Source organism: Pseudomonas sp. GW458-11-26-14-LB4 (assembly GCF_059423925.1).
The window spans coordinates 165,723-187,609 of sequence record NZ_JBWKYU010000008.1 but is presented as its reverse complement, the minus strand read 5'-3'; the positions used below and the strand labels follow the sequence as shown (position 1 = coordinate 187,609).

At 60.3% G+C, this 21,887-nt stretch carries 20 protein-coding genes; 19 read left to right on the top strand and 1 reads right to left on the bottom strand.

Annotation, left to right across the window (positions count from 1 at the left end):
- Positions 1-3: 3 nt before the first annotated feature.
- From lpxD to ispD, 13 genes are all read left to right on the top strand, one after another.
- Positions 4-1,059 carry a UDP-3-O-(3-hydroxymyristoyl)glucosamine N-acyltransferase gene (lpxD, locus tag AC07XZ_RS13160; protein WP_085748111.1) on the top strand — a complete coding sequence of 352 codons (1,056 nt, stop codon included), beginning with the start codon at positions 4-6 and terminating at the stop codon, positions 1,057-1,059.
- A 106-nt stretch (positions 1,060-1,165) separates the two neighbouring features.
- Positions 1,166-1,606, top strand: coding sequence for a 3-hydroxyacyl-ACP dehydratase FabZ (gene fabZ, locus AC07XZ_RS13155; RefSeq protein WP_003222142.1), 441 nt, complete (start codon positions 1,166-1,168; stop codon positions 1,604-1,606).
- Positions 1,603-2,379: an acyl-ACP--UDP-N-acetylglucosamine O-acyltransferase gene (gene lpxA, locus AC07XZ_RS13150; RefSeq protein ID WP_085748112.1), complete on the top strand. Its 777-nt coding sequence runs from the start codon at positions 1,603-1,605 to the stop codon at positions 2,377-2,379. The genes fabZ and lpxA overlap by 4 nt, the downstream gene beginning before the upstream one ends.
- Before the next feature lie 2 nt (positions 2,380-2,381).
- The gene (lpxB, locus tag AC07XZ_RS13145) at positions 2,382-3,512 is read left to right on the top strand and encodes a lipid-A-disaccharide synthase (protein ID WP_085748113.1); all 1,131 of its coding nucleotides are present in this window, start codon (positions 2,382-2,384) and stop codon (positions 3,510-3,512) included.
- An 11-nt stretch (positions 3,513-3,523) separates the two neighbouring features.
- Positions 3,524-4,150, top strand: a complete 627-nt coding sequence (gene rnhB, locus AC07XZ_RS13140; RefSeq protein WP_102717198.1) for a ribonuclease HII — start codon at positions 3,524-3,526, stop codon at positions 4,148-4,150.
- A 76-nt stretch (positions 4,151-4,226) separates the two neighbouring features.
- Complete coding sequence (dnaE, locus tag AC07XZ_RS13135; RefSeq protein ID WP_102686557.1) at positions 4,227-7,748, top strand: DNA polymerase III subunit alpha; 3,522 nt, start codon at positions 4,227-4,229, stop codon at positions 7,746-7,748.
- 139 nt (positions 7,749-7,887) lie between these two features.
- Positions 7,888-8,835, top strand: a complete 948-nt coding sequence (locus AC07XZ_RS13130; protein ID WP_085748116.1) for an acetyl-CoA carboxylase carboxyltransferase subunit alpha — start codon at positions 7,888-7,890, stop codon at positions 8,833-8,835.
- Positions 8,836-8,981: 146 nt separating this feature from the next.
- Positions 8,982-10,310, top strand: coding sequence for a tRNA lysidine(34) synthetase TilS (gene tilS / locus AC07XZ_RS13125; protein WP_102686558.1), 1,329 nt, complete (start codon positions 8,982-8,984; stop codon positions 10,308-10,310).
- 274 nt (positions 10,311-10,584) lie between these two features.
- The gene (gene pyrG / locus AC07XZ_RS13120; protein WP_007954805.1) at positions 10,585-12,216 is read left to right on the top strand and encodes a CTP synthase; all 1,632 of its coding nucleotides are present in this window, start codon (positions 10,585-10,587) and stop codon (positions 12,214-12,216) included.
- 5 nt (positions 12,217-12,221) lie between these two features.
- Positions 12,222-13,067 carry a 3-deoxy-8-phosphooctulonate synthase gene (gene kdsA, locus AC07XZ_RS13115; RefSeq protein WP_007954807.1) on the top strand — a complete coding sequence of 282 codons (846 nt, stop codon included), beginning with the start codon at positions 12,222-12,224 and terminating at the stop codon, positions 13,065-13,067.
- 156 nt (positions 13,068-13,223) lie between these two features.
- Positions 13,224-14,513, top strand: a complete 1,290-nt coding sequence (gene eno, locus AC07XZ_RS13110; RefSeq protein WP_011332697.1) for a phosphopyruvate hydratase — start codon at positions 13,224-13,226, stop codon at positions 14,511-14,513.
- Between the two features lie 171 nt (positions 14,514-14,684).
- Positions 14,685-14,963 (top strand): cell division protein FtsB, encoded by a 279-nt coding sequence (ftsB, locus tag AC07XZ_RS13105; RefSeq protein ID WP_003222158.1) that lies wholly within the window; start codon positions 14,685-14,687, stop codon positions 14,961-14,963.
- On the top strand, positions 14,960-15,667 hold the full coding sequence (gene ispD / locus AC07XZ_RS13100) for a 2-C-methyl-D-erythritol 4-phosphate cytidylyltransferase (protein WP_102686559.1): 708 nt from the start codon (positions 14,960-14,962) through the stop codon (positions 15,665-15,667). The genes ftsB and ispD overlap by 4 nt, the downstream gene beginning before the upstream one ends.
- On the opposite strand, the gene AC07XZ_RS13095 is transcribed toward ispD, so the two are convergent.
- On the bottom strand, positions 15,664-16,560 hold the full coding sequence (locus tag AC07XZ_RS13095) for a LysR family transcriptional regulator (protein WP_085748119.1): 897 nt from the start codon (positions 16,558-16,560) through the stop codon (positions 15,664-15,666). The two genes, ispD and AC07XZ_RS13095, sit on opposite strands and share 4 nt — an antisense overlap.
- A gap of 116 nt (positions 16,561-16,676) precedes the next feature.
- Between AC07XZ_RS13095 and AC07XZ_RS13090 the strand changes: the two genes are divergently transcribed.
- Genes AC07XZ_RS13090 through AC07XZ_RS13065 form a run of 6 tightly spaced genes read left to right on the top strand, consistent with a single transcriptional unit; the run spans position 16,677 to position 21,686 of the window.
- Positions 16,677-17,789 carry an S-(hydroxymethyl)glutathione dehydrogenase/class III alcohol dehydrogenase gene (locus tag AC07XZ_RS13090; RefSeq protein WP_085748120.1) on the top strand — a complete coding sequence of 371 codons (1,113 nt, stop codon included), beginning with the start codon at positions 16,677-16,679 and terminating at the stop codon, positions 17,787-17,789.
- Positions 17,790-17,844: 55 nt separating this feature from the next.
- Complete coding sequence (fghA, locus tag AC07XZ_RS13085) at positions 17,845-18,690, top strand: S-formylglutathione hydrolase (RefSeq protein WP_085748121.1); 846 nt, start codon at positions 17,845-17,847, stop codon at positions 18,688-18,690.
- Between the two features lie 53 nt (positions 18,691-18,743).
- On the top strand, positions 18,744-19,217 hold the full coding sequence (ispF, locus tag AC07XZ_RS13080) for a 2-C-methyl-D-erythritol 2,4-cyclodiphosphate synthase (RefSeq protein WP_007954821.1): 474 nt from the start codon (positions 18,744-18,746) through the stop codon (positions 19,215-19,217).
- Complete coding sequence (truD, locus tag AC07XZ_RS13075) at positions 19,214-20,272, top strand: tRNA pseudouridine(13) synthase TruD (RefSeq protein ID WP_011332702.1); 1,059 nt, start codon at positions 19,214-19,216, stop codon at positions 20,270-20,272. Before ispF ends, truD begins: the two co-directional genes overlap by 4 nt.
- Positions 20,260-21,009 carry a 5'/3'-nucleotidase SurE gene (gene surE, locus AC07XZ_RS13070; RefSeq protein WP_102686560.1) on the top strand — a complete coding sequence of 250 codons (750 nt, stop codon included), beginning with the start codon at positions 20,260-20,262 and terminating at the stop codon, positions 21,007-21,009. Before truD ends, surE begins: the two co-directional genes overlap by 13 nt.
- Before the next feature lie 41 nt (positions 21,010-21,050).
- Complete coding sequence (locus AC07XZ_RS13065; RefSeq protein WP_170844894.1) at positions 21,051-21,686, top strand: protein-L-isoaspartate(D-aspartate) O-methyltransferase; 636 nt, start codon at positions 21,051-21,053, stop codon at positions 21,684-21,686.
- Positions 21,687-21,887: the final 201 nt, after the last annotated feature.

The following is a 21,887-nucleotide window of genomic DNA, read 5'->3' as shown; positions in this document are numbered from 1 at the left end:
CCCATGACCGTGACTATCAAGCTCGGCCAGTTGGCCGAGTTCCTCGGCGCCACCCTGAGTGGCGACCCCGAGAAGCAAATCACTGGGCTAGCCACCTTGCAGGAGGCTGGCCCAGCTCAGTTGAGCTTTCTGGCAAACCCCCAATACCGTAAATACCTGGCAGGCTCGCAAGCCGCAGCCCTGTTGCTCAAGGCTGCCGACGCGGAAGGTTATGCCGGTGATGCGTTGGTGGTGCCGGATCCTTACCTGGCTTACGCGCGCATTTCCCATCTGTTCGATCCAAAGCCCAAGGCAACTGCCGGCGTTCATCCAACAGCGGTGATTGCCGAGGATGCTGTGGTTGATCCGAGTGCCAGTGTCGGTCCCTTCGTGGTGATCGAAGCCGGGGCTCGAATCGGTGCAGGCGTGACACTCGGCGCGCATTGCGTTGTCGGTGCCCGCAGCGAAATCGGCGAGGGCGGCTGGCTGGCCCCGCGGGTCACGCTGTATCACGATGTGCGGATCGGCAAGCGTGTGGTGATCCAGTCCGGTGCTGTGCTCGGCGGTGAAGGCTTCGGCTTTGCCAACGAGAAGGGCATCTGGCAAAAGATCGCCCAGATCGGTGGCGTGACCATCGGCGACGATGTGGAGATCGGCGTGAATACCGCCATCGACCGCGGTGCGTTGGCCGATACCGTGATCGGCAATGGCGTGAAGCTCGACAACCAGATTCAGATCGCCCACAACGTGCAGGTCGGTGACCACACCGCCATGGCGGCGTGCGTGGGGATTTCCGGCAGCACCAAAATCGGCAAGCACTGCATGCTCGCCGGCGGTGTTGGCCTGGTAGGGCACATCGATATTTGCGACAACGTATTCCTGACCGGGATGACCATGGTGACCCACTCGATTACCGAGCCGGGTGCCTATTCTTCCGGTACAGCTATGCAACCTGCGGCCGAATGGCGCAAAAGCGCGGCCCGTATTCGTCAGCTCGATGACATCGCGCGACGTTTGAAACAGCTGGAAAAGCGGTCCGGGGAAGTGACCCCCGACGGTAATGCTTCATCTGAAGGCTGATACCATTTCCATATCAAGTGTGCACAGCCTCTGGACTGCCTCCTTGATTTGCTAGAGGAGTGCGCGTCAGTCGCGCTCCCAATCTTTACATAGGCTTCCCCCCGAAATGATGGACATCAACGAGATTCGCGAATACCTGCCTCACCGTTACCCGTTCCTGCTGGTGGACCGGGTAGTGGAGCTGGATACGGAAGGCAAGCGCATTCGCGCCTACAAGAATGTCAGCATCAATGAACCGTTCTTCAATGGTCACTTCCCTGCGCACCCGATCATGCCGGGCGTGCTGATCATCGAAGCCATGGCTCAGGCTGCCGGGATCCTCGGTTTCAAGATGCTTGACGTGAAACCGGCCGACGGCACCCTTTACTACTTCGTCGGTTCCGACAAGCTGCGCTTCCGCCAGCCGGTGCTGCCGGGTGATCAGTTGATCCTTGAAGCCAAGTTCATCAGCTGCAAGCGTCAGATCTGGAAGTTCGAATGCCAGGCTTCGGTCGATGGCAAACCGGTCTGCTCGGCTGAAATCATTTGTGCGGAACGCAAGCTATGAGTTTGATTGACCCTCGCGCAATCATCGATCCGTCGGCCGTCCTGGCTGATGGCGTCGAGGTCGGCCCGTGGTCGATCATCGGTGCAGGTGTGGAAATCGGCGAGGGAACGGTCATCGGGCCACACGTGATCCTCAAAGGTCCGACCCGTATCGGCAGGCACAATCGCATCTACCAGTTTTCCTCTGTAGGCGAAGACACGCCGGACCTGAAATACAAGGGCGAAGAAACGCGCCTGGTGATCGGTGACCATAATGTCATCCGTGAAGGCGTGACGATTCACCGTGGCACCGTGCAGGATCGTTCCGAAACGACCTTGGGTGATCACAACCTGATCATGGCCTATGCCCACATCGGACATGACAGCGTCATCGGCAACCACTGCATCCTGGTCAACAACACCGCGTTGGCCGGCCATGTGCACGTTGATGACTGGGCGATCCTGTCCGGTTTCACCCTGGTGCATCAGTATTGCCACATTGGCGCCCACAGCTTTTCCGGCATGGGCACGGCCATCGGCAAGGACGTTCCGGCGTTCGTCACTGTATTTGGCAACCCGGCCGAAGCGCGCAGCATGAACTTCGAGGGCATGCGCCGTCGCGGTTTCAGCGAAGACGCCATTCACGCCCTGCGCCGTGCATACAAAACGGTGTATCGCCAAGGACTGACCGTCGAGCAGGCGCTGGCCGAACTCGCCGAACCGTCCGCCCAGTTCCCGGAAGTCGCGGTGTTCCGTGACTCCATTCAGTCGTCGTCTCGCGGCATCACCCGCTGATCATGGCCAATCTTCGTATTGCGCTGGTGGCGGGGGAGGCTTCCGGTGACATTCTGGGCGCCGGTCTCATGCGTGCGCTCAAGGCACAGCATCCCGCGGTGGAGTTCATCGGTGTCGGCGGTCCGCTGATGCAGGCCGAAGGCCTGACTTCCTATTTTCCGATGGAGCGTCTGTCGGTCATGGGGCTGGTGGAGGTCCTGGGGCGGTTGCGTGAGCTGCTCAAGCGCCGCAAGGACCTGATTGCTACCCTGATTGCCGAGAAGCCAGACGTATTCATCGGTATCGACGCGCCGGACTTCAACCTCAATATCGAACTCAAGCTACGTCAGGCCGGAATCAAGACCGTGCATTACGTCAGCCCGTCGGTGTGGGCGTGGCGGCAGAAGCGGGTCCTGAAGATCCGCGAAGGCTGCGACCTGATGCTTACGCTGCTGCCGTTCGAAGCCAGATTCTACGAAGAGAAGGGCGTACCGGTGCGGTTCGTCGGCCATACGCTGGCCGACACCATTCCGCTGGAGGCTGATCGCTCTGCTGCGCGCGCCGAACTCGGTCTGCCGGATGGTCCGCTGGTGGCTTTGATGCCCGGCAGCCGGGGCGGTGAAGTCAGTCGTCTGGGGGCGCTGTTCCTCGATACTGCCCAGCGCGTGCGGGCCATGCGCCCAGGCGTGCGTTTCGTCATACCGTGCGCCAACCCCGAGCGTCGTGCCCAGCTCGAAGAGCTGCTGGCCGGCCGCGACCTGCCGGTGACCCTGCTCGATGGCAAATCCCATCTGGCGCTGGCGGCGTGCAATGCGGTCCTGATCGCGTCGGGTACGGCAACCCTTGAAGCGCTGTTGTACAAGCGCCCGATGGTCGTGGCCTACCGTCTTGCTCCGCTGACGTTCTGGATTCTCAAACGCATGGTCAAGAGCCCGTACGTGTCCCTGCCGAACCTGTTGGCCCAGCGATTGCTGGTCCCGGAATTGTTGCAGGATGATGCCACGGTCGAGGCGCTTGCCCAGACCCTGTCGCCGTTGATCGACGGTGGCGAAGAGCAGACCCGCGGCTTCGACGAGATCCACCGCACCCTGCGCCTGGACGCTTCCAATCAGGCGGCTGACGCCGTTCTGAACCTGATCGGGCAAACACGATGAGCAAGACAAGCATGCAGATGGGCCTGGATTTCACCTTGGTCGCCGAAGTCGAAGAGCTGGTCGCCGGCGTCGATGAAGTCGGTCGCGGCCCGTTGTGCGGCGCGGTCGTTACGGCAGCGGTGATCCTCGATCCGAACCGTCCGATTCTCGGCCTCAACGATTCGAAGAAACTTACCGAAGCCAAGCGCGAAAAGCTCTACGACGAAATCTGCGAGAAGGCGCTGAGCTGGTGCATCGCCCGCGCCGAAGTCGAAGAAATCGACGAACTGAACATCCTTCACGCCACCATGCTGGCGATGCAGCGCGCGGTCGCTGGCCTGCATATCCAGCCGAAACTGGCAATGATCGACGGCAACCGCTGCCCGAAACTGCCGATGCGTTCCGAAGCGGTGGTGCAGGGCGACGGCAAGGTACCGGCAATTGCAGCAGCGTCGATTCTGGCCAAGGTCAGCCGTGACCGCGAGATGGCAGCGTTTGAGTTGATCTACCCGGGTTACGGCATCGGCGGCCACAAAGGCTACCCGACGCCCGTTCATCTGGAAGCATTGGCGCGCCTCGGACCGACGCCGATTCACCGGCGTTCTTTTGCCCCGGTTCGGCAGGCTTATGAAGCACTGGAAGGTCTCGCGCAGGTTTAGCGGCGAGGCTGATGTTTTGTTCGGGGCCCGGTACAATCCGGGCCTTGTTGTCTCTATGTAACTGGACAGGATCACTATGCCGGCTTCATTCGTTCATCTACGCCTGCACACTGAATACTCCCTGGTCGACGGGCTGGTGCGGATCAAACCGCTGGTCAAGGCCCTGACCGGCATGGGCATGCCGGCCGTTGCGGTGACCGACCAGAACAACATGTGTTCGCTGGTCAAATTCTATAAAAACGCCATGGGTGCCGGGATCAAGCCGATCTGCGGCGCCGACCTGTGGCTGTCGAACAAGGACCCGGACGGGCCGCTGAGCCGGATCAGCCTGCTGGTCATGAATGCCCAGGGCTATCGCAACCTGACCGAGCTGATTTCCCGTGGCTTCATCGACGGTCAGCGTAACGGCATGGTCATCATCGAGCGCGAGTGGGTCGCCGAGGCCAACGAAGGCCTGATCATGCTGTCCGCCGCGAAAGAAGGCGAGATCGGTATGGCCATGATCGGCGGCAACCCCGCCGAAGCCGAGGCGCTGGCCCGCGAATGGATGGCGGTGTTCCCGGATCGTTTCTATCTGGAAATTCAGCGTACCAACCGTCCGAACGACGAAGAACAGTTGCACGGTGCCGTGGCCCTTGCCGACAAGCTCGGCGCGCCGTTGGTAGCTACGAACGACGTACGCTTCATCAAGCAGGAAGACTTCGCCGCCCACGAAACCCGTGTCTGCATCGGTGAGGGCCGGGCCCTCGACGACCCACGGCGATCCAAGAACTACAGCGACCAGCAGTACCTGAAAAGCGCCGAGGAAATGGCCGAGCTGTTCAGCGACCTGCCCGATGCGATCGAGAACACCGTCGAGATCGCCAAGCGCTGCAACATCGACGTGAAGCTGGGCAAGCACTTCCTGCCCGACTATCCAATTCCCGATGGCATGACCATTGACGAATATTTCCGCAAGGTCTCGTTCGATGGTCTGGAAGAGCGCCTCAGCGTGCTGCTGCCCAAGGACACCACCGAGGACTACGAGGCCAAGCGTCAGGTCTACGTCGACCGGCTGAATTTCGAGCTGGATATCATCATCCAGATGGGGTTCCCCGGTTACTTCCTGATCGTGATGGACTTTATCCAGTGGGCCAAGAACAACGGTGTTCCGGTGGGCCCAGGCCGGGGGTCGGGTGCCGGATCGCTGGTGGCCTATGTACAGAAGATCACCGACCTCGACCCGCTGGAATATGACCTGCTGTTCGAACGTTTCCTCAACCCGGAACGGGTATCGATGCCCGACTTCGACGTCGACTTCTGCATGGACGGTCGCGACCGGGTGATCGACTACGTGGCCGAAAAGTACGGCCGCAACGCGGTGAGCCAGATCATCACCTTCGGTTCCATGGCGGCGAAGGCTGTGGTGCGGGACGTGGCGCGGGCCCAGGGCAAGTCGTTCGGCCTGGCGGATCGCCTGTCGAAGATGATTCCGTTCGAAGTCGGCATGACCCTTGAAAAAGCCTACGAGCAGGAAGAAATCCTGCGCGACTTCATCAAGGTCGATGAGGAAGCGGCGGAAATCTGGGAGATGGCGCGCAAGCTCGAAGGCGTGGTGCGTAACGTCGGTAAACACGCCGGTGGTGTGGTGATCGCGCCGACCAAGCTGACCGACTTCTCGCCGATCTATTGCGACGAGGCCGGCGACGGTCTGGTGACCCAGTTCGACAAGGACGACGTCGAGGCGGCCGGTCTGGTGAAGTTCGACTTCCTCGGCCTGCGGACCCTGACGATCATCGACTGGGCGCTGAAAACCATCAACCGCGACCGCGCCAAGGTCAACGAGCCGCCGCTGGACATCGCGTTCATCCCGCTGGATGACAAGCCGACCTATCAGCTGCTGCAAAAAGCTGAAACCACGGCGGTGTTCCAGCTTGAATCCCGCGGCATGAAAGAGCTGATCAAAAAGCTAAAGCCCGACTGCCTCGAAGACTTGATCGCACTGGTGGCCCTGTTCCGTCCGGGCCCGCTGCAGTCCGGCATGGTGGATGACTTCATCAACCGTAAGCACGGTCGCGCAGAACTTGCTTATCCGCACCCGGATTACCAATACGAAGGTTTGCAGCCGGTATTGGCGCCGACCTACGGCATCATCCTGTATCAGGAACAGGTGATGCAGATCGCCCAGGTCATGGCCGGTTATACCCTCGGTGGCGCGGACATGCTGCGTCGGGCGATGGGTAAGAAGAAGCCCGAGGAAATGGCCAAGCAGCGCGGCGGTTTCATTGAGGGTTGTGCGTCGAACAATATCGACGCGGATCTGGCCGGTAACATTTTCGACCTGGTGGAAAAATTCGCCGGTTACGGCTTCAACAAATCCCACTCCGCCGCCTACGGCCTGGTGTCGTACCAGACTGCCTGGCTGAAGGCTCACTACCCGGCGCCGTTCATGGCCGCGGTACTGTCGGCGGACATGCACAACACCGACAAGGTCGTGACCTTGATCGAGGAAGTGCGCACGATGAAGCTGCGCCTCGACGCGCCGGACGTGAACACCTCTGAGTTCAAGTTTACGGTGAACGACGAAGGCCGCATCGTTTACGGCCTGGGCGCGATCAAAGGGGTCGGCGAAGGCCCGGTGGAAGCGATCACCGAAGCCCGTCAGGCCGGTCCGTTCAAGGATTTGTTCGACTTCTGCGCCCGGGTCGACCTCAAGCGCATCAACAAGCGCACGCTGGACGGTCTGATCCGCAGCGGCGCGCTGGATCGCCTCGGCCCGTACTTCCACGACGAGCAGAAGGCGTATCAGGCCAACATTGACCGCAACCGCGCCGTGCTGCTGGCGGCGATGGAAGAGGCGATCAAGTCGGCCGAGCAGACCGCGCGGACCCGTGACAGCGGCCACGCCGACCTGTTTGGCGGGCTGTTCGTCGAGGAAGACGCGGACGTATACGCGATCCACCGCAAGGCGAAGGAGCTGACGCTCAAGGAGCGCCTCAAGGGTGAAAAAGACACCCTGGGCCTGTACCTGACCGGTCACCCGATTGACGAGTACGAAGGTGAGATCCGCCGTTTCGCCCGTCAGCGCATCATCGACCTGAAACCGGCCCGGGATACCCAGACCGTGGCGGGGATGATTATTGCCCTGCGGGTGATGAAGAACAAAAAGGGCGACAAGATGGGGTTCATCACCCTCGATGATCGCTCCGGACGGATCGAGGCGTCGCTGTTCGCCGATGCGTTCCACTCCGCGCAATCGCTGCTTCAGACCGATGCGATGGTGGTGGTCGAAGGCGAGGTCAGCAACGATGACTTCTCCGGCGGCCTGCGGCTGCGGGTCAAGCGGGTGATGAGCATGGAAGATGCGCGCACCAACCTGGCCGAGAGTCTGCGCCTGAAGTTGCAAACCCAGGACCTGAAAGGCGATCAGCTACGCTGGTTGGGTGATTTGCTCAAGCGTCATCGCGGGGCGTGCCCGATCACCATGGAGTACACCAGTCCCGATGCGAAGACCTTGCTGCAGTTTGGCGAGACCTGGCGGATCGACCCGGCGGATGCCTTGATTCAAGCCCTGCGTGACCAGTTCGGGCGAGACAACGTCTTCCTCCAATACCGTTGACCGGCAGGTGCTATCAAAGCGCCTGCCCACAACCTGAATTTTTAATCTCGACCTCAGCGCGCCTCTCCCTTAAGGTAGGGCGCGAATAGACAACCGGCCGGCCCAAGCTCATTTGGGACACGACCCAAGACGGACGCCTATGAACCCGAATTTTCTAGATTTCGAACAGCCGATCGCCGACCTGCAAGCCAAGATCGAAGAGTTGCGCTTGGTCGGTAATGACAATTCGCTGAATATCGGCGATGAGATCTCCCGCCTGCAGGACAAGAGCAAGACGCTGACCGAAGACATTTTCGGCAAGCTGACCAGCTGGCAGATCGCTCGTCTGGCGCGTCACCCGAAACGTCCTTACACCCTGGACTACATCGAGCACATCTTCACCGAGTTCGACGAACTGCACGGTGACCGTCACTTCTCCGACGACGCGGCCATTGTGGGCGGCGTGGCACGTCTGGAAGACCAGCCAGTGATGGTGATCGGTCACCAGAAGGGCCGTGAAGTGCGTGAAAAGGTACGTCGCAACTTCGGCATGCCGCGTCCGGAAGGCTACCGCAAGGCTTGCCGCCTGATGGAAATGGCCGAACGTTTCAAGATGCCGATCCTGACCTTCATCGACACCCCGGGCGCCTACCCTGGCATCGACGCCGAAGAGCGCAACCAGAGCGAAGCGATCGCCTGGAACCTGCGCGTCATGGCTCGCCTGAAAACCCCGATCATCGCCACCGTGATTGGTGAAGGTGGTTCCGGCGGTGCACTGGCGATCGGCGTGTGCGATCAGTTGAACATGTTGCAGTACTCGACCTACGCGGTGATCTCGCCGGAAGGTTGCGCGTCGATTCTGTGGAAAACCGCAGAGAAAGCGCCGGATGCTGCTGAAGCGATGGGCATCACCGCCGAGCGTCTGAAAGGCCTGGGCATCGTCGACAAGGTGATCGGCGAGCCTCTGGGCGGCGCTCACCGTGATCCGGCCGCTGCCGCAGCATCGATTCGCGCCGAGCTGAGCTCGCAACTGGCGATGCTGAAGAAGTTCGACAACGAAGCGCTGCTCAAGCGTCGTTACGATCGTCTGATGAGCTACGGCCTCTAAGTCGAGCCGTTTCGGCCAACGATGCAAAACACTGTGGGAGCGGGCTTGCCCGCGAATGCGATGTAACATCCAACGACTGTGTTGGCTGTTTCAGCGCTTTCGCGAGCAAGCCCGCTCCCACATTTGGTTTGTGAAAAGGTAGAAAAATGGGTCAGCCCTCGATTGATTTGCCTTCCAGGCTTCTGCGCAATCTCAAGCCCTGGCTCGGTGCTTCCCATTGGCGGATCGCCTTCTCCGGTGGCCTCGATTCCACCGTCTTGCTGCACCTTCTGGCAAATCTTGCCAAAACCCATTCCCTTCCCGCGCTAAGTGCCATCCATGTCCATCACGGCCTTCAGACTGTGGCCGACGCGTGGCCGGCGCATTGTCAGGCTGTCTGCGATGAACTGGCGGTGCCGTTGCAAGTGGTGCATGTGCAGGTGCAGCCGGGGGCGAGTCTGGAGCGGGCGGCGCGGGATGCGCGCTATGCAGCGTTCATAGCGGCGACTCAGGCCAGTGATGTGCTGCTGACCGGGCAGCATCGCGATGATCAGGCTGAAACGCTGTTGTTTCGCCTGTTGCGTGGCGCTGGCGTGCGTGGGTTGTCCGGTATGCCAGTTCAGCGCGTGCTGGGGCAGGGCAGTCTGGTTCGGCCGTTACTCGATGTTACGCGGGCCGAGCTGGAAGCCTATGCGCACGACCATGGTCTGCGTTGGATTGAGGACCCTTCCAATCAGGATCGACAGTTCTCGCGCAACTATCTGCGCCATCAGGTCATGCCGTTGCTGACCGGCCGCTGGCCTCAGGCTCACGCCAGCATGGCCCGCAGTGCGGCGCATCTGCGTGAGGCGCAAGGCTTGCTTGATGAGCTGGCGCAAATCGATCTGGCTGAAGCGAGCTTACCCGCTGAATTCGAGTGGTCGGGATTGCCGTCACTGGAGTTCGCGGCTATCGCGAACTTGTCCGATGCACGTCAGCGAAACACGCTCAGTCACTGGCTTGAACCGCTGACCCGACTGCCGGATACCGACCATTGGTCGGGTTGGGCGGACCTGCGCGATGCCGGCGACGGTGCTTCGCCGATCTGGCGTCTGGCGGATGGCGAGTTGCATCGAAGCGCCGGTCGTTTGTGGTGGCTCAGCGGGCAATGGCTGCGCGCGCCGGTGGTCAGCGGCGACTGGCATGACCTGTCGTCAGCGCTACGCTTGCCCGATAACGGACGTGTCATGTTCATCGGCCAGACTCCCGTCGGGCCGCTGCAAATCCGCTATCGGCAGGGCGGCGAGGTGATGCATCTGGCGGATCGCGGTCATCGTGATCTCAAGCGCCTGCTCAATGAGCGCGCGGTGCCGGGCTTCGTGCGTGGCAGATTGCCGCTGCTGTTTCGCGGTGAAGTATTGCTCGCCGTGGCGAACCTGCCGGGGCTCGACGGCAATGCGCTGGAAGGCTGGCGATTGCATTGGCAGCCTTCGGACGAAGATCAAGGTTTGAGATGAAGGGGGCATTCCGGTAGACTACGCTCCCTTCTTGATACAACTTCTGTGGATTCGCCTGAATTGCAGGAGTTGCCGATTACCAAGCAGTCTTTGCTGGGCGATTCCAAAAAATGTGTAGCGAGCAACGTACCGGTGTTTTCACTTCCGGTCTGTCCCAACGCGGCGGTTTTTTTGAAAGGTGCACTGTGATTAATGCAGGTGATCGGGGGCTTCGGCCTTCCTTCGCTTTCCCCGGCGGCTCGGACCGCTTTAACGCAGACTTCTAGGGTTTTTCATGACGCGCTACATATTCGTCACGGGCGGTGTTGTTTCTTCTTTGGGGAAAGGCATTGCATCGGCTTCATTGGCGGCCATCCTGGAGGCGCGGGGGCTTAAGGTCACCATGCTGAAGCTGGATCCGTACATCAACGTCGACCCGGGCACCATGAGCCCGTTCCAGCACGGTGAAGTGTTCGTCACCCACGACGGCGCCGAGACCGACCTGGACCTGGGCCACTACGAGCGGTTCATCCGCACGACCATGACCCAGAACAACAACTTCACCACCGGCCGTGTCTACGAACACGTGCTGCGCAAAGAGCGCCGTGGTGACTACCTGGGTGCAACCATCCAGGTGATTCCGCACATCACCGACGAAATCAAGCGTCGCATCATCAAGGGCGCCGGCGATGCCGACGTGGCCCTGGTGGAAATCGGTGGCACCGTTGGCGACATCGAATCGCAACCGTTCCTCGAAGCCATCCGCCAGCTGCGTGTGGAAGTCGGTTCCAAGCGCGCGATGCTGATGCACCTGACCCTGGTTCCGTATATCGCCACCGCAGGCGAAACCAAGACCAAGCCGACCCAGCACTCCGTGAAGGAACTGCGTTCGATCGGCCTGCAGCCAGACGTTCTGATCTGCCGTTCCGACCATCCGGTGGATGTGTCGTCGCGTCGCAAGATCGCGCTGTTCACCAACGTTGAAGAGCGTGCGGTGATCTCCCTGGAAGACGTCGACACCATCTACAAGATCCCGGCCGTGCTGCACGCTCAGGGTCTGGACGATTTCGTCGTCGAGCGTTTCGGTCTGCAATGCAATGGCGCCGACCTGTCCGAGTGGGAAAAGGTCGTTGATGCCAAGCTCAATCCAGAGCACGAAGTCACCATCGCGATGGTCGGCAAGTACATGGAGCTGCTGGACGCCTACAAGTCGCTGATCGAAGCGATGAGTCACGCCGGCATCACCAACCGTACCAAGGTCAACCTGCGCTACATCGATTCCGAAGACATCGAGAACCAGGGCACCGCGCTGCTGGAAGGCGTCGACGCGATCCTCGTACCGGGCGGCTTCGGTCTGCGTGGCGTGGAAGGCAAGATCACTGCCGTTCAATACGCTCGCGAAAACAAGGTTCCATACCTGGGGATCTGCCTGGGCATGCAAGTGGCGGTCATCGAGTTCGCCCGTAACGTGCTGGGCTGGAAAGACGCCAACTCCACCGAATTCGATCGTGCCAGCGGCCATCCGGTTGTCGGTCTGATCACCGAGTGGGAAGACGCTACCGGTGCAGTCGAAACCCGTACCGAAGCGTCCGATCTGGGCGGCACCATGCGCCTCGGCGCTCAGGAATGCCTGCTCGAAGCCGGCTCCAAGGTGCACGACTGCTACGGCAAGGATGTGATTGTCGAGCGTCACCGTCACCGTTACGAAGTGAACAACAACCTGCTGCCGCAAATCATCGAGGCTGGCCTGAAAATCTCCGGTCGCTCTTCCGATGCTGCGCTGGTTGAAGTGGTCGAAGCTCCGGATCATCCATGGTTCGTCGCTTGCCAGTTCCACCCAGAGTTCACCTCGACGCCACGCGATGGCCATCCGCTGTTCAGCGGCTTCGTCAAAGCGGCATTGGCTCAACACCAGAAGAAGGCGTAACCCCGATGGCACAGAAGATCATCCGCGTCGGCGACATCGAGATTGCCAACGACAAACCCATGGTGCTGTTCGGCGGCATGAACGTGCTGGAAAGCCGTGACATGGCCATGCAGGTTTGCGAAGAGTACGTGAAGGTCACCGAAAAACTCGGCATCCCTTACGTGTTCAAGGCCAGCTTCGACAAGGCCAACCGTTCTTCTGTGACCTCCTATCGCGGTCCTGGCCTGGAAGAGGGCATGCGCATCTTCCAGGACATCAAACAAGCCTTCGGCGTGCCGATCATCACCGACGTCCACGAGCCTGACCAGGCCGCGGTCGTCGCCGAGGTCTGCGACATCATCCAGCTGCCGGCCTTCCTGTCGCGCCAGACCGATCTGGTCGTCGCGATGGCCAAGACCAACGCTGTGATCAACATCAAGAAAGCCCAGTTCCTCGCGCCTCAGGAAATGAAACACATCCTGAACAAGTGCGTGGAAGCGGGTAACGATCAGTTGATCCTCTGCGAGCGTGGTTCGAGCTTCGGCTACAACAACCTCGTGGTCGACATGCTCGGCTTCGGCATCATGAAGCAGTTCGAGTACCCGGTATTCTTCGACGTGACCCATTCGCTGCAAATGCCTGGCGGTCGTTCCGACTCTGCCGGCGGTCGCCGCGCCCAGGTCACCGACCTGGCCAAGGCTGGCATGAGCCAGTCGCTGGCGGGCCTGTTCCTCGAAGCGCACCCGGATCCGGACAACGCCAAATGCGACGGCCCTTGCGCCTTGCGTCTGGACAAACTGGAGCCATTCCTGGCCCAGCTCAAAGCCCTGGACGAACTGGTGAAGAGTTTTCCGACGGTAGAAACCGCGTAAACCTCAATTCTCCGGTAAAGTACCGCACGATTTGTCGCTCATGCCCTCGGGTATGAGCGTTGTCGTCTGCAAGCTGCCCGCTGCACACCACTTGCCGACGGTAAAAAGATTTCCTCTAGCTGCGTCGTTTTCGTCAACTTTGGAGTGTTTACAACAATGGCAAAAATCGTCGACATCAAAGGTCGTGAAGTTCTCGACTCCCGTGGCAATCCCACCGTGGAAGCGGACGTGCTTCTCGACAACGGCATCATCGGCAGCGCCTGCGCGCCGTCCGGTGCATCCACTGGCTCGCGTGAAGCGCTCGAGCTGCGTGATGGCGACAAGAGCCGTTACCTGGGCAAGGGCGTGCTCAAGGCGGTAGCCAACATCAATGGTCCGATTCGCGATCTGCTGCTGGGCACCGACCCAAGCGACCAGAAAGCCCTGGATCAGGCGATGATCAAGCTCGACGGTACCGAAAACAAAGCGACCCTGGGCGCCAACGCCATCCTCGCCGTATCCCTGGCTGCGGCCAAGGCGGCTGCACAGGATCAGGACCTGCCGCTGTACGCTCACATCGCCAATCTGAACGGCACCCCGGGTGTGTACTCGATGCCGGTTCCGATGATGAACATCATCAACGGTGGCGAACACGCCGACAACAACGTCGACATCCAGGAATTCATGGTTCAGCCGGTTGGCGCCAAGTCTTTCTCGGAAGGTCTGCGCATGGGCACCGAGATTTTCCATCACCTCAAAGCCGTGCTGAAGGCCCGTGGCCTGAGCACTGCCGTCGGTGACGAAGGCGGTTTCGCGCCGAACCTGGCGTCCAACGAAGACGCACTGAAAGTGATCTCCGAAGCAGTCGCCAACGCCGGTTACAAGCTGGGCACCGACGTGACCCTGGCTCTGGACTGCGCGGCCAGCGAATTCTTCGAAGATGGCAAGTACAACCTGTCCGGCGAAGGCCAGGTGTTCACCGCTGAAGGTTTCGCCGACTACCTCAAAGGTCTGACCGAGCGTTACCCGATCATCTCGATCGAAGACGGTCTGGACGAGTCCGACTGGGCTGGCTGGAAGATCCTCACCGACAAGATCGGCGAGAAGACCCAACTGGTCGGCGACGACCTGTTCGTGACCAACACCAAGATCCTGAAAGAAGGCATCGATAAAAAGATCGCCAACTCGATCCTGATCAAGTTCAACCAGATCGGCACCCTGACCGAAACCCTGGAAGCCATCCAGATGGCCAAGGCAGCCGGTTACACCGCCGTGATCTCGCACCGTTCGGGCGAAACCGAAGATTCGACCATTGCCGACCTGGCTGTGGGTACTTCGGCTGGCCAGATCAAGACCGGTTCGCTGTGCCGTTCCGACCGCGTTTCCAAGTACAACCAACTGCTGCGTATCGAAGAGCAGTTGAATGGCAAGGCCAAGTACAACGGTCGTAGCGAGTTTCGCGGCTGAGCAGTAAATGTTAGAAAGACACCGGATTGTGTCGGAAAAGTCGTGACAGCGATGGATTTGCCACTAATCTGATGCCTTATATGCACAAGCCTGGATATTCCAGGCTTCGTGCTATCAGATGCTTCAAAGTTTTGGCGTGGCTGTCTTTTTTCACTGGATACCTGATATTCGATGCGCAGTCCTTACTGGTTGTTTCTCGTTTTGCTCTTGCTGCTGGCCGGTCTGCAGTACCGCCTGTGGGTGGGCAATGGCAGTCTGGCGCAAGTCGCCGAACTGAATCAGCAGATTGCTGATCAACACGCCGAGAACGAAGCCCTGCTGGAGCGCAACCGGGTGATGGACGCTGAAGTCAGCGAGTTGAAAAAAGGCATGGAGACCGTTGAAGAGCGGGCTCGTCACGAACTGGGCATGGTCAAGGACGGCGAAACCCTTTACCAGTTGGCCCAATGATCGATTCCCTGCCGGCCTTCTGGGCCGTGATTCCTGCCGCGGGCGTCGGTGCCCGTATGGCCGCGGACCGTCCCAAGCAATATCTGCAACTGGGCGGGCGCACAATTCTCGAACACAGCCTCGGCTGTTTCCTCGATCACCCGAGCCTCAAGGGCCTGGTGGTCAGTCTTGCCGTTGATGATCCTTATTGGCCGAACCTGGCCAGCGCCAGTGATCCGCGCATTCAACGGGTTGACGGTGGTGCCGAACGTTCCGGCTCGGTGCTCAACGCCTTGCTTTATCTGCATGCCCAAGGTGCCGACGACGAGGACTGGGTGCTGGTGCACGATGCGGCGCGGCCTAATCTGAGCCGTGACGATCTCGACAAACTGCTCGCTGAGCTGGCGAACGATTCGGTCGGCGGCCTGTTGGCCGTGCCGGCGAAGGACACTCTTAAGCGGGTTGACAAGCACGGTCGAGTGGTGGAAACCGTTGATCGCAGTGTGATCTGGCAAGCCTATACGCCGCAGATGTTCCGCCTCGGTGCACTGCACCGCGCATTGGCGGACAGTCTGGTTGCGGACGCAGTGATTACCGATGAGGCTTCTGCGATGGAGTGGGCCGGGTTGGCACCGCGCCTGATCGAAGGTCGCGCGGATAACCTGAAAGTTACCCGCCCCGAAGACCTCGAATGGTTGCGCCAGCGCTGGGCCAATCGACGTTAAGCCCGATATTCCGGCCGTTCGGCCAAGCCTTCCTTGAGAAAGTCCACCAGTTTGCGCACCTTCGGCGACAAGTGCCGCTGCTGTGGGTACAGCGCCCACACCGCCGTATTCGGCGGTTGATGCGCTTCCAAAAGCGAAACCAACGCACCGCTGTGCAGATGTTCCAGCACGTAATAGTCCGGCAACTGACACAAGCCGACGCCTTGTAGTGCCGCATCCAGCACCGCTTGCCCACTGTTGCAGCGCCAGTTTCCCTGCACCCGCTGGGAAAATTCCCGCCCATTTTGTTCAAGCTGCCAGATGTCCGAGCTGCCGATCAGGCAATTGTGCCGTCCCAGTTCCGACAAACTGTGTGGGCGCCCGTACCGTTCAAGGTAGGAAGGCGATGCACACAGATACATGCGTCGCGGTGCCAGCCGGGTCGCCACCAGCCGGGAATCCTGAAGCCGGCCAAGACGGATCGCCAGGTCCAGGCCTTCATGCACCAGATCGAGTTGCCGGTTGGTCAGTTCGATATCGATGCGTAGTTGCGGGTAATGCCCCATGAAACGGGTCACCAGCGGCACGATGAAGCGTTCGCCGTAAGCCACGGCACAGGTCATGCGCAGCATGCCTTTGGGTTCGCTGGTCAGGTCGCCGACTGCGCGCAACGCTTCTTCGCGACCGTCCTGCAGACGCTGACAATGTTGCAGAAAGGTCTGGCCGGCCTCGGTCAGGGTGACGCGCCGGGTACTGCGATACAGCAAACGCGTCTGCAGACGCTCTTCCAGCCGTACGATTTGTCGACTGATGTGTGAGGAAGAAACGCCCAGGCGTTCGGCTGCCGCGGTGAACTGGCTGCATTCGGCAACGGCGACGAACTCGTCGATGCCTTCCCAGCGGTTTTCGGACATGGGGATTATCCCTGTATGGCAATAATTTTTTGCTTTTGCCAGGATTATTCATCAAGCAGCGCTGAACTACACTGACTGTCTGGTTTTTTATTCAATCGATTCACTGGAGAGTCAGCATGATCAAGTCGCGCGCCGCCGTTGCCTTCGAGGCCAAGAAGCCGCTGGAAATCGTAGAAGTCGATGTCGCCATGCCCAAGGCCGGTGAAGTGCTGCTGCGCGTGGTGGCTTCCGGGGTTTGCCACACTGACGCTTACACCCTGTCCGGCGCTGATCCGGAAGGTATCTTCCCGTCGATCCTCGGTCACGAAGGCGGTGCCATCGTCGAAGCGATCGGCGAAGGCGTGACCTCGGTGGCCGTCGGCGACCACGTGATTCCGCTGTACACCCCGGAATGCGGCCAGTGCAAATTCTGTAAGTCGGGCAAAACCAACCTGTGTCAGGCGATCCGCGCCACCCAGGGCAAGGGCCTGATGCCGGACGGCACTTCACGCTTTTCCTACAAGGGCCAAACGATTTTCCACTACATGGGCACTTCGACGTTCTCCGAGTACACCGTGCTGCCGGAAATCTCCGTGGCCAAGATCTCCAAAGATGCCCCGCTGGAAAAGGTCTGTCTGCTCGGCTGCGGCGTGACCACCGGTATCGGCGCAGTGATCAACACCGCTAAAGTCAAACCGGGTGACACCGTGGCCATCTTCGGTCTCGGCGGCATCGGTCTGTCGGCCGTGATTGGTGCAGTGAAGGCCAAGGCCGCGCGCATCATCGCCATCGACATCAACCCGGCCAAGTTCGAAATCGCCAAACAATTGGGTGCTACCGACTGCGTGAACCCGAAAGACTTCGATCGTCCGATCCAGGAAGTGATCGTGGACATGACCGATGGCGGCGTCGACTTCTCTTTCGAATGCATCGGCAACGTGCAACTGATGCGCGCAGCCCTCGAGTGCTGCCATAAAGGCTGGGGCGAGTCGGTCATCATCGGTGTGGCCGGTGCCGGCCAGGAAATCTCCACCCGTCCGTTCCAGCTGGTGACCGGTCGCGTCTGGCGTGGTTCGGCGTTCGGTGGCGTGCGTGGTCGTACCGAATTGCCAAGCTACGTCGATATGGCGCAAAGCGGCGAAATCCCGCTGGATACTTTCATCACTCACACCATGGGCCTGGAAGATATCAACAAAGCTTTCGACCTGATGCACGAAGGCAAGAGCATCCGCACCGTCATTCATTTCTGATCAGTCGCGATGCCACGGCTGCCGATATGTAGCCGTGGCTGCGTAGGAGCCCTACATGAGTCTGGAAAACATCTCCTGTCAGAAAAGTTTCGGCGGTTGGCACAAGCGCTATCGCCATCGTTCCGAAGTGCTGGGCTGCGACATGGTGTTTGCCGTGTATCTGCCGCCGCAGGCAGAGCAGGGCGGCAAGTTGCCGGTGCTGTACTGGCTGTCGGGCCTGACCTGCACGGACGAGAACTTCATGCAGAAGGCCGGCGCGATGCGCATGGCGGCCGAACTCGGTCTGATCATCGTAGCGCCGGACACGAGCCCCCGTGGCCCCGACGTACCGGGTGATCCTGACGGGGCCTGGGATTTCGGCCTAGGTGCCGGGTTTTATCTGAATGCCACGCAGGAACCCTGGTCGCGGCACTATCGGATGCATGACTACGTCGTGCAGGAATTGCCTTCACTGGTTGAGGCGCATTTCCCGGCCTCGGACAAGCGCAGCATCAGTGGCCACTCCATGGGCGGCCACGGTGCATTGGTTTGTGCGTTGCGCAATCCGGGTCGTTACCAGTCGGTTTCGGCGTTTTCGCCAATCAACAATCCGATTGATTGCCCGTGGGGCCAGAAGGCATTCACCCGCTATCTGGGCGAAGACCGTTCGAAGTGGCGCGAGTGGGATGCCTGTGCACTGATCGCCGAAGCGGACGAGAAACTGCCACTGCTGGTCGATCAGGGTGACCGCGACGATTTCCTCGCCACCCAGCTCAAACCGGAAGCCCTGCAACAAGCGGCAAAACAAGCGGGCCACCCGCTGACGTTGCGCCTGCAACCGGGCTACGACCACAGCTATTTCTTCATCGCGAGCTTCATTGACGACCACTTGCAGCATCACGCACGCGCTCTAGGCGCCTAACGCCTGACAAAGCAGGTAGAATCACGCCCTGACAAAATTCGGGGCGTTTTTTTATGCGTATTGGCCACGGCTATGATGTGCACCGTTTCGCTGAAGGCGATTTCATTACTCTGGGCGGCGTGCGAATCGCACACGGCTTCGGGCTGCTCGCTCACTCCGATGGTGACGTCCTGCTGCATGCCTTGAGCGACGCCTTGCTCGGCGCGGCTGCGCTGGGTGATATCGGCAAGCATTTCCCGGATACCGACCCGCAATTCAAGGGCGCCGACAGCCGTGTGCTGCTGCGTCACGTGGTCAGTCTGATCCACGCCAAAGGCTGGAAGGTCGGCAACGTCGACAACACCATCGTTGCCCAGGCACCGAAAATGGCCCCCCATATCGAATCGATGCGCGCGCTGATTGCCGCGGATCTGCAAGTAGAACTGGATCAAGTGAACGTGAAAGCCACCACCACCGAGAAGCTCGGCTTCGTCGGTCGCGAAGAAGGCATCGCCGTGCATTCCGTTGCCTTGTTGCTGCGCGCATGAACGAACTGCAACTGCTCGGCCCGCGGGCCTATGGCGACGCCCTCGGCACCGCGGTACTCAAAGCCATCGCCGAAGATTTCCAGGTCGATGAAGTTCTCGACATTCCGTTCAGCGGTGACGGCGAGCACCTGTGGATCTGGGTGGAAAAGCGCGGTCTGAATACTGAAGAAGCCGCGCGCCGTATCGCCAAGGCCGCCGGTGTACCGCTGCGCACGGTGAGCTATGCCGGTCTGAAGGATCGTCAGGCGCTGACCCGTCAGTGGTTCAGCGTGCAACTCCCGGGCAAGGCCGATCCGGATCTGTCGGCGGCGGAAAACGACACGCTGAAAATCCTCAAGACCACCCGCCACAAACGCAAGCTGCAGCGCGGTGCGCATTCGGCCAACGGTTTCACGCTGCGCCTGACCCAGTTCAATGGCGACAAGGCCGCCATCGACGAGCGTCTGCAACTGATCGCCAAACAGGGCATCCCGAATTATTTCGGTGCCCAGCGTTTCGGCCATGACGGTGGCAACGTCGTCGATGCCCGTTCGTGGGCCGCGCGCAAGGCACTGCCGGAACAACGCAATGTGCGTTCGCGCCTGCTGTCGACTGCGCGCAGTTTTCTGTTCAATCAGGTGCTCGCAGCGCGGGTCGCCGATGGCACCTGGCAGCGTGCCCAGGTCGGCGATCTGCTGGCCTTCACCGACAGCCGCAGTTTTTTCCCGGCCGGTGAAGCCGAGTGCAGCGACCCGCGACTGGCCATCCTTGATCTGCATCCGACCGGTCCGCAGTGGGGCGAAGGTGACTCGCCGGCGGCCGGGGTTGTCCATGATCTGGAGCAGGGGATTGCCGCACGCGAGGCGGATCTGCGCGATTGGTTGATTAATGCCGGTATGAGCCACGAACGTCGCATCCTGCGGCTGCCCATTGGCGGGTTGACGTGGCATTATCCCGAGCCTGACATTCTGCAACTGGAATTCGTCCTCCCGGCCGGATGCTTCGCCACCGTATTGGTGCGCGAACTCGTTGATCTGGTGCCGGTGGGGCAGACGGACAGCCCATGCGTATTCTGATTTCTAACGACGATGGGGTGACTGCGCCCGGTCTTGCCGCGCTTTATGCTGCGCTGGCGGATTACACCGAGTGCGTGGTTATCGCCCCGGAACAGGACAAGAGCGGTGCCAGCAGTTCGCTGACACTCGACCGTCCGCTGCACCCGCAATACCTGGCCAACGGCTTTATCAGCCTCAATGGCACACCGACCGACTGCGTTCATCTGGGACTCAACGGCTTGCTCGAACGCCAGCCGGACATGGTGGTTTCGGGTATCAACCTGGGCGCCAACCTGGGGGATGACGTGCTGTATTCCGGAACGGTGGCAGCCGCCCTTGAGGGCCGCTTTCTCGAGCGCCCGTCGTTTGCCTTCTCACTGGTTTCGCGGCAGGTCGACAACCTGCCCACGGCCGCCTACTTTGCGCGCAAACTGGTCGAGGCCTACGCCGGGCTTGATCTGCCACCGCGCACGGTGCTGAACGTGAACATTCCGAATCTGCCGATCGATCACATTCGCGGCATTCAACTGACCCGTCTCGGCCATCGCGCCCGTGCGGCTGCACCGATGAAAGTCGTCGACCCGCGTGGAAAGGCCGGCTACTGGATCGCAGCGGCAGGTGATGCGGAAGATGGCGGGCCTGGCACCGATTTCCATGCGGTGATGCAAGGTTACGTATCCATCACTCCGTTGCAGCTCGATCGCACCTTCAATGATGCCTTCCGAAGTCTCGACGGCTGGCTGGAGGGGCTCAACTGATGGCTCGTGAACAAGACGACAGGCTGCGCAGCGGCATCGGGATGACGTCCCAGCGAACCCGTGAGCGCCTGATCCAGCGTCTGTACGAAGAGGGCGTTTCCAACGCCAGCGTGCTGGAAGTGATCCGCCGCACCCCGCGACACCTGTTCGTCGATGAAGCGCTGGCGCACCGTGCCTATGAAGACACCGCGCTGCCGATCGGCAACAACCAGACTATTTCCCAGCCTTATATGGTGGCGCGTATGAGCGAGCTGCTGCTGGAGGCCGGGCCGCTGGATAAAGTACTGGAGATCGGCACCGGTTCCGGTTACCAGACGGCGGTGCTGTCGCAACTGGTCGAGCGGGTGTTTTCGGTGGAGCGCATCAAGGTTCTGCAGGATCGGGCCAAGGAACGCCTGGTCGAGCTCAACCTGCGCAACGTGGTGTTTCGTTGGGGCGATGGCTGGGAAGGCTGGCCGGCGCTGGCGCCATACAACGGCATCATCGTCACGGCGGTGGCGACCGATGTGCCTCAGGCTTTGCTTGATCAACTGGCGCCGGGCGGGCGGATGGTGATCCCGGTCGGCTCCGGTGAAGTGCAGCAATTGATGCTGATCGTGCGCGAAGAAAACGGCTTCTCCCGACACGTTCTGGGGGCGGTGCGTTTCGTGCCATTGCTCAACGGTCCGCTGGCCTGAGCATTTGTTTCACGATGCTGAATTCCTGTCGAGTGCGCCTGTCTTACAGCGGCAGCGAATGTTTAAACAGGATGGATCGTCTACAAGCAAACGTGTGCGCCGAGCCATAGCGCTTCTATAAAGGTAAAGCCGGTTGCGCCCGTTATACTTGCGAAGTTTTATGCCGGAATCGGCATTCCACATTTTTCAGCCACCACAAAG

What these genes read in the sequence shown, in the direction of transcription:
- surE (WP_102686560.1), top strand. Translation starts at nt 20,260, where the DNA reads ATGCGTATTCTGATTTCTAACGACGATGGGGTGACTGCGCCCGGTCTT.
- lpxB (WP_085748113.1), top strand. Translation starts at nt 2,382, where the DNA reads ATGGCCAATCTTCGTATTGCGCTGGTGGCGGGGGAGGCTTCCGGTGAC.
- AC07XZ_RS13090 (WP_085748120.1), top strand. Translation starts at nt 16,677, where the DNA reads ATGATCAAGTCGCGCGCCGCCGTTGCCTTCGAGGCCAAGAAGCCGCTG.
- AC07XZ_RS13130 (WP_085748116.1), top strand. Translation starts at nt 7,888, where the DNA reads ATGAACCCGAATTTTCTAGATTTCGAACAGCCGATCGCCGACCTGCAA.
- dnaE (WP_102686557.1), top strand. Translation starts at nt 4,227, where the DNA reads ATGCCGGCTTCATTCGTTCATCTACGCCTGCACACTGAATACTCCCTG.
- ftsB (WP_003222158.1), top strand. Translation starts at nt 14,685, where the DNA reads ATGCGCAGTCCTTACTGGTTGTTTCTCGTTTTGCTCTTGCTGCTGGCC.
- fabZ (WP_003222142.1), top strand. Translation starts at nt 1,166, where the DNA reads ATGATGGACATCAACGAGATTCGCGAATACCTGCCTCACCGTTACCCG.
- lpxA (WP_085748112.1), top strand. Translation starts at nt 1,603, where the DNA reads ATGAGTTTGATTGACCCTCGCGCAATCATCGATCCGTCGGCCGTCCTG.
- fghA (WP_085748121.1), top strand. Translation starts at nt 17,845, where the DNA reads ATGAGTCTGGAAAACATCTCCTGTCAGAAAAGTTTCGGCGGTTGGCAC.
- AC07XZ_RS13095 (WP_085748119.1), bottom strand. Translation starts at nt 16,560, where the DNA reads ATGTCCGAAAACCGCTGGGAAGGCATCGACGAGTTCGTCGCCGTTGCC.
- eno (WP_011332697.1), top strand. Translation starts at nt 13,224, where the DNA reads ATGGCAAAAATCGTCGACATCAAAGGTCGTGAAGTTCTCGACTCCCGT.
- kdsA (WP_007954807.1), top strand. Translation starts at nt 12,222, where the DNA reads ATGGCACAGAAGATCATCCGCGTCGGCGACATCGAGATTGCCAACGAC.
- rnhB (WP_102717198.1), top strand. Translation starts at nt 3,524, where the DNA reads ATGCAGATGGGCCTGGATTTCACCTTGGTCGCCGAAGTCGAAGAGCTG.
- ispD (WP_102686559.1), top strand. Translation starts at nt 14,960, where the DNA reads ATGATCGATTCCCTGCCGGCCTTCTGGGCCGTGATTCCTGCCGCGGGC.
- pyrG (WP_007954805.1), top strand. Translation starts at nt 10,585, where the DNA reads ATGACGCGCTACATATTCGTCACGGGCGGTGTTGTTTCTTCTTTGGGG.
- truD (WP_011332702.1), top strand. Translation starts at nt 19,214, where the DNA reads ATGAACGAACTGCAACTGCTCGGCCCGCGGGCCTATGGCGACGCCCTC.
- AC07XZ_RS13065 (WP_170844894.1), top strand. Translation starts at nt 21,051, where the DNA reads ATGACGTCCCAGCGAACCCGTGAGCGCCTGATCCAGCGTCTGTACGAA.
- tilS (WP_102686558.1), top strand. Translation starts at nt 8,982, where the DNA reads ATGGGTCAGCCCTCGATTGATTTGCCTTCCAGGCTTCTGCGCAATCTC.
- lpxD (WP_085748111.1), top strand. Translation starts at nt 4, where the DNA reads ATGACCGTGACTATCAAGCTCGGCCAGTTGGCCGAGTTCCTCGGCGCC.
- ispF (WP_007954821.1), top strand. Translation starts at nt 18,744, where the DNA reads ATGCGTATTGGCCACGGCTATGATGTGCACCGTTTCGCTGAAGGCGAT.